General features: G+C 52.6%; 1 protein-coding gene. It reads left to right on the forward strand.

Annotated features, from left to right (window positions below):
- On the forward strand, positions 1-4,436 hold a 4,436-nt coding region (locus tag C2M17_RS06090; protein ID WP_199775998.1), incomplete at both ends, for a beta strand repeat-containing protein.

A 4,436-nucleotide genomic window follows, 5' to 3' on the forward strand; every position in this document is an offset into this window, starting at 1 on the left:
AGTCACTGGGCAAGATCTGTCCAGCCTCGCCGACGGCGAATTGACCGTGACCATGACAGTGACTGACGTCGCAGGGAATACAGGTACGGTCACCGATACCACCACCTTGGATACGACCGCACCGAACGCACCTACGGTAGAAGCAGGTAACGGCACTGAAATCACCGGTACTGCAGAGCCAGGCAGTGAAATCAACGTCGATGTTGACGGGGATGGCACAGCGGATTACACCACGACCACTGACGGTGACGGTAACTGGCGCGTCACGCCTGACACCCCATTGGCTGACGGTACCGAAGTTACGGCCACCGCCACGGATCCTGCAGGCAACGAAAGTGCGCCAGCATCCGATATTGTTGACGGCAGTGCGCCTGTAGTCACCCTCGATGCGCTCACGACCAATGACACAACCCCGGCCTTGACCGGCACCATAGATGATCCAGAGGCGAGCATCGTGGTGACTGTCGAGGGTGTGGATTACACCGCCACTAACAATGGCGACGGCACCTGGACCTTGGTGGACGACACCTTGCCAGCGCTTATGGACGGTAGCTACGAGGTCACCGTGACCGCCACCGACGGGGTGGGTAACAGTGGCACGGCCACGGGCAACCTAGTCATCGACACCAGCGCGCCCACCACGGGCGACGGTGCGAACAGCATCGCGTTCAATGACGGCGGCGATGAGCTGGTCAACGCGAACGAAGCCACGAGTATGAGCTTCACCGGCAGCGTTGAAGCGGGTGCCACCGTGAACAGCATCACCATCAGTGATGGCGTGACTACGATCACGGTACCGAGCTCGGCGATCAGCACAGATAGCAACGGCAACCTGACAGTCACTGGGCAAGATCTGTCAAGCCTCGCCGACGGCGAATTGACCGTAACCATGGCAGTGACTGACGCCGCGGGCAATACCGGCACGGTCACCGATACCACTACGCTTGATACCGCTGTAGATGGGAATGGCAATGGTCAAACCGTCACCTTTGACAGTATTTCCAATGATTCTGGTACCGACGGTGACTTCATCACGAGCGATACTACGTTAATCTTCAACGGCACCATAGATCTTGCGGACAACACTACTTTGACAGTGTCTGTTGCTGGCACCGAGTACACCTTTGGCACCTCGCCAGAGCTCACCATTGATAACAATGGCAACTGGAGCCTTGACTTATCGGGGGCCCCATTACCTGCAGGCACCTACCCAGTCATTGCAACGGTTACCGATGCAGCTGGTAATTCACTTAGCACTAGCAGTCAAGATGTGGTCGTTCAATCACTTGATGCTGTTAATGATGGCAATGCGATTGATATGGGCGAGCCGGTGGTCACCGTGAATCCACCACAATCAACTGAGAACGTACAGGTTCTTGGTTTAGCAGAAGCAACCGGCGGCGCTGATGCGAGCGCAACCTTCGCCGTTGCACCAGATAACCTTGGTGACGTGCAAATTGAGGTTGGCCAAATCTCACTTGCAGCTGTTGCTGATGCCTATATTGTTGAGGTGTATGATGAAAACGGTGAGTTGGTCTATCAAGGTGTCAGTGCGAACTCACAACTTGCCGATGTCGGCGGTTTAGACATTTTCAACACCACTGGCGATGAAACTATTGCCATCTCGATTCCAGGCTTAGCAGCGGGTAACTACAGTGTCGTTGTTCGCAATGATGAAAGTAAGTTGCAAGAGTTGTTGGATGGTGACGGTAATGGGGATATCAGCCTTACTGAGCTCGGCAGTGCAGGTGTGGTGCTTGGTCCCGATAACCAAGCCGTTGTTCTCGATACAGTTGAAACAACGCTCAATGAAGCAGTGCTTGGTATCCCATTGGTCAATGTGGGTACTATCGTTCGCGGTGTTCTGGAAGGGTTGCTTGAGACCACTACAACCATTGGTGCAGGTGAACTAGTTAACCTACTGACTGGACCACTAGATGCACTAGGTTTAACCAGCGTCCTTGACGAGATCTTAGGTGTTGTCGCCGATGCGTTACTAAGCAACACTCTCACGCTGTTGCAAGGCACCGACATCACCACCACGGTAACTGAATACAGCTTCACTGGAGAGACGGTCGCACAAGGCAACCTGATTGAGGGCGATATCGTTGGCGCTGGTGCAGATACCAGCATTGATGGCGCCCAAGTTACCGCTGTTACTAACGCAGCTGGTGAGAGCGTCAATGTTCCAGCCACGGGCACGGTAATCATTGAGGGCGCTTATGGTGTATTGGAAATTGCTGCTGACGGCAGTTATACCTATACCGCAAACGGTGATCCTAGTTCGACCGGACAAAACGAAGTGTTCAACTACACCCTTTCAGACGGTGAAACTTCTGACTCGGCGTTGCTCACCATCACCATTGCTGGCGGTGACTTGCCTCCGGTGCAAGCGCAAACCGACAACATTGATATGGACCTAGGCGCGCAAACCAGTGTCGTAAGCACCCCAGTCACTGACTGTGACATGCAAGTGCTTGGCTTGTTAGAAGGTGCACCAACAGCGGGTTCTCCTATCGCAGGAACACAGCTTACGGTCGGTCAGGGTTATTTCGGTGAAGTCGTGGTTGAAGTGAGTCAAAACGCATTAGTTGCCGTGGCTGACGCCTACATTGTAGAAATTGTCGATGCGAATGGTAATGTGGTTGCCACAGCGATGTCAGCAGATAACCCATTGGTTGGCGATGTCGCAGGCTTGAACCTACTCGGCGTTACGGGTGACGATACCCTAGTCGCGAAATTCTCAGGTCTTCCTGCCGGCGATTACATTGTTGTCGTACGCAACGATGAAAGCGTACTTGAATCCCTGTTTGATGCTGACGGAAGCGGTGCAATTTCCTTGACTGAACTAGGTCAAGGTGGTGTTGTTCTGGGTGAAGAGAACCAAGACGTTGTGCTAACTGCTGTGGAAAACGCACTGAATGGCAGTAACAGTGGAATCTTAGGTTCGCTTGGTCTAGGTACCGTGGTACGTGAATTAATCCTTGAGCCGGTCCTAGGTGCAGTTGATGCACTTGGCGTCGGAGACTTGGTTGCTACCCTTACCAACGGTCTTAACGCACTAGGTTTAACAAGCCTACTCGATACTGTCCTCGATGCGGTTGCCGAAGCACTCTTGAGTAACACACTCACGTTGCTGCAACGGACGGATGTCACTTCAACGCTTACCGAATATGCGTTTGAAGGTAGCACCTCTACCTCGGGGAACGTCATTCAAGGCGCTGCCAATGGAGACGGAAGCGATAGTATTGCCCAAGGCGGTGTGGTCACGCAGGTTACTCATGCAAATGGCGAAACAGTAACGGTTCTTGGTAGTGGTACAGAAGGCGTTACAATTAAAGGTGACTTCGGTGACCTCACCATCTTCGAAGATGGTAGCTACACCTATGTCGCTAACGGTGTTCGTGACGGCTTAGGCGACAGCGATAGCTTTAGTTACACCATTTCGGACGGTACTAGCAGTTCCACCGCAAACCTGAACTTCAATTTGTCAGGACAAGGCGTCTCTGGTGATACTGCACGCGCTGAGATCAGCTACGACTTCGCTTCTGAAGCTGGCATGAGCGTCACAGACGCACTCGAATACACGTGGATTTTAGGGCTGTTGGGCGCAACAATCCCGGTTATTACCAACACAGAAAGTGACACCATTACAGTCGCCGCAAATACTACGCAAGATCTCACCTTGACCGTTGACGGTGGCGATCTGCTTTCACTGGGTTCAGGCCTTGATATCGCTGTTGAGAAGTTTGTTGATGGCGTCTGGCAAGTGGTCGAAACTTTCTCCAGCGACCAGTTAATTGGTCTACTGGGACTGGGCGGTAACGGCGAGTTTACTGTATACGGTCTTACCGAAGGTGACTACCGCGTGTCGATGGATGTCGATACAGGTGTTGTCAGCTTAATCGGTGGCGTTAGCGTTGACCTCAGTTCGACCATTCATCACCTCGATCAGTTCGTTGTTGACGGAGTGCAAACGACCAGCGGCAGCTTGCTGGAAAATGATGTGTTGTTTGATCCAGCTTATAGCCTAACGGTCTCAACCGATGGAACAACTTTCCAAGATCCAACCGGTGGTATCACCTTGGCGGGCCAATACGGTACCTTGCAAATTGATGAAAACGGTAATTACACCTATACCCCGGACAGCGCCTTGGAAGTGTTTGGCTCAACCTTAACCGATACCTTTAGCTACCAAGTTGAGTATCCGGACGGTACCATCGAAGAGGCTCAGTTCAACGTGTTCATCACCGCCTCCGGCGAGGGTGTGCCAGCAGCGACAACCTTAAATGCTGAGCTGTTATTGAGCATGGTCGATGGTGGTGAGTTGATGCTGCAACCTGAAGTTCTTGCCTCGAGTGAACCAAGGTTCAACGACAAGAGTGAAGAGTTGATGCGTCAAGCTGTGCTTGAACACACAGTCGAAGAAGACATCG

It is taken from the genome of Pseudoalteromonas sp. T1lg10, from assembly GCF_002964545.1.
Lineage (GTDB): Bacteria > Pseudomonadota > Gammaproteobacteria > Enterobacterales > Alteromonadaceae > Pseudoalteromonas.